At 33.0% G+C, this 2,703-nt stretch carries 3 protein-coding genes; all 3 read left to right on the top strand.

Annotated elements, in window-relative coordinates:
* Nucleotides 1-91: 91 nt before the first annotated feature.
* From IE867_RS14205 to IE867_RS14195, 3 genes are read left to right on the top strand one after another with little or no spacing between them, the layout of a single operon-like run.
* Nucleotides 92-1,024: a phage integrase N-terminal domain-containing protein gene (locus tag IE867_RS14205; RefSeq protein WP_192485370.1), complete on the top strand. Its 933-nt coding sequence runs from the start codon at nucleotides 92-94 to the stop codon at nucleotides 1,022-1,024.
* Between the two features lie 8 nt (nucleotides 1,025-1,032).
* Complete coding sequence (locus IE867_RS15065) at nucleotides 1,033-1,845, top strand: prepilin peptidase (RefSeq protein WP_192485369.1); 813 nt, start codon at nucleotides 1,033-1,035, stop codon at nucleotides 1,843-1,845.
* A 9-nt stretch (nucleotides 1,846-1,854) separates the two neighbouring features.
* The gene (locus IE867_RS14195; RefSeq protein ID WP_192485368.1) at nucleotides 1,855-2,367 is read left to right on the top strand and encodes a hypothetical protein; all 513 of its coding nucleotides are present in this window, start codon (nucleotides 1,855-1,857) and stop codon (nucleotides 2,365-2,367) included.
* Nucleotides 2,368-2,703 lie beyond the last annotated feature (336 nt).

Here is a 2,703-nt window from a genome sequence, read left to right as displayed (position 1 = left end):
AAAAAGCAAGAACAGATAATAAGCAAAATATTAATATTGTAACTGAAGATAAAACCATGCTAAATTAGGGTGGTTTAAGCGGCAATTGTAGTTGTCGTTAACCGGCAAAGATAATTGTCGTTCAATACTTAAAGAGGTAAATTACTCTATTCATCAGTTTTCAGCTAAGAATAAAGCAAATATGTCGTTTGCAACAAGACAGAGCATGACCGAACGATTAAAAACATCTTTTAATGATTTGCATCAGATTGGCTATAATATCCGGCATATACGCAATTTAAAAGCAAACCATGTACATGAGCTGATTATACACTGGAAAGAAGAAGGTGTGTCTACTGGCACTATTAAAAACAGAATGTCAGATTTACGTAAGGTATGTGGACATTTTAATCGCGATCATATTATCGATAAATCAAATGATTATTATGGTATAGAAAAGCGATCTTACATACCAACTGAAAACAAAGCCATCCACGTTATCAATATCGATAAAATTAAAGATAAGAATATTAACTGTTCAATTCAACTGCAAAAAGAATTTGGCTTAAGGCGCGAAGAGTGCCTAAAAATAAAACCAAAAGAAGCATTACAGCAAAATGAATCTGGGCAATACTATCTTAAACTCCAAGGGAGCTGGACAAAGGGTGGCATAGAGCGCACTATTCCACTGCGTAATGATAGACAGCTAGAAATCATCCAAAAAGCTCAGGAAATAGCTGGCAATGGTTCAATGATTCCAAAGAATAAAAACTATATTCAACAGCGTAAAATTTATGATCGTGTTACACGAGAGAACGACTTATATAACTTACATGGCTTACGTCACGCTTATGCTCAGAATCGCTATAAAGAAATCGTTAATATAGTATCAAAGGGGAACGGATGGGATTGCCCTATTGCTGGTGGACCAAAAAGAAACGAGTTAACAGCTTCACAAAAAAAGATCGATAGAGATGCACGATTAATCATATCGAATGAACTTGGTCATTCCAGAGTGGCTATAATTAAAAATTACATCGGGTGAGGTTTAGAATGTCTTTTATTAACGCATCACTAATACCTTTAAACTGCATAACAATTGGATTTGCATCAATTATCGCATTGGCTTTTGGCAGTTTTTTGAATGTAGTGATCTATAGATTACCGCTTATGATCTCTGGTTATGCAGACGCGTCCTCACAGAGGATTAATTTGCTTAATCCATCTCAATGCACACACTGCCATTATAATCTAAGACCTTTAGATAATATCCCAGTCCTTAGCTATGTAATGCTTAAAGGACGATGTAGAAATTGCAAAATAAATGTTTCTATAAGATATCCGTCAATTGAGATTATAAGCACCATTATTTGTGTTTATACGCTAGCCGTATACGGAATTACTATAGTCACTATCGCACTATGTCTTTTGTGGCTCTCATTAATTGCTCTGGCATTCATTGATTTCAAGCATCTGTTACTGCCGGATACTATTACGATACCTTTAATCCTAATTGGTTTAACGCTTAATTTATTTAATGGATTAACATCCTTTGGTAATTCTGTTGCTGGTGCTCTTCTGGGATATTTGTTTTTGTTTGCTATAGCAGTATCTTTTGGTCTGATCATCAAAAAGAAAACAATGGGAAATGGCGATTTTAAATTATTTGCAGCAATAGGAGCATGGTTTGGTTTTACATCCCTTCCTATAATTTTACTATTATCCTCACTTTGCAGCATCATAATCTACTTATTACTGTCCAATGATCAGAAGAATAAATACGTACCTTATGGGACAGCAATAGCTATTGCGACATTTACCTACTGGGTTTTTCAAACACCAATAATTAATTTCATTTTTTACTAAGGATTAACTATGTCTTTACAAAACCATCAAAGTGAACTCATTGAGATATTTAACAAAACAGTAACACCTCATGGAATACATGAACCAGATAACGTAATGTATATTGATTATGGGAACAAAGACATTATTAATTTTATTGAAAATGATCCAGCATATCGTGGAACCAACATCAAAGATTTTTGTGATTATAGGAACAAGAACTTTGATAAATATCACGCGGATATATTAGCAGCTTTTGATCCATACAAACCCAAAATGATAGCCTGTCACATATTTAAAACATCAGTAACCATTCATGAAGACTCCCACTTTTGTGAACAAACGAAGTGTTCAAAGGCTGTTATTTTACCTATATACATTAAGAAAAATACAGAATACAACGATGCTCCATTGCAGCCAATTTTAATACATAGTAATCAACACGCTAACTTATGTGAATTTAATTTAACTGTATTCAATCCAACATTAAACCATGGTTTATTGAGCGATCACAACCTGTTTACATTAATCAGTTGGGAATAATGAAAGAACATCACACTCTGAAACCATGGTTTATGAAAGTGAATAATTATCAAAAAATATTATCTAATACTATTGACTTTAATCGGTTTTAGCATTTTAATTACATATAAAGGTTTAAAAAGGTTTGCTGACATGGACAAGAATTGGACAACTAGTGATCTAGTAAAATTATTTAGATTAAACACATCTACGAAAACTCCTATTATATAGAGTCCATTCCTAAAAACATACCTATAAGATAAATTTTATGCTATAGTGCAAAATAAACTTATTTGCATTAAGGTATCATCATGGCGCTAAAACAAAAAATAATTTCTCAGATTTATGACGATCAAA

It is taken from the genome of Cysteiniphilum marinum (assembly GCF_014857925.1).
GTDB lineage: Bacteria > Pseudomonadota > Gammaproteobacteria > Francisellales > Francisellaceae > Caedibacter > Caedibacter marinus.
This window is presented reverse-complemented; position numbering and strand designations above follow the sequence as displayed.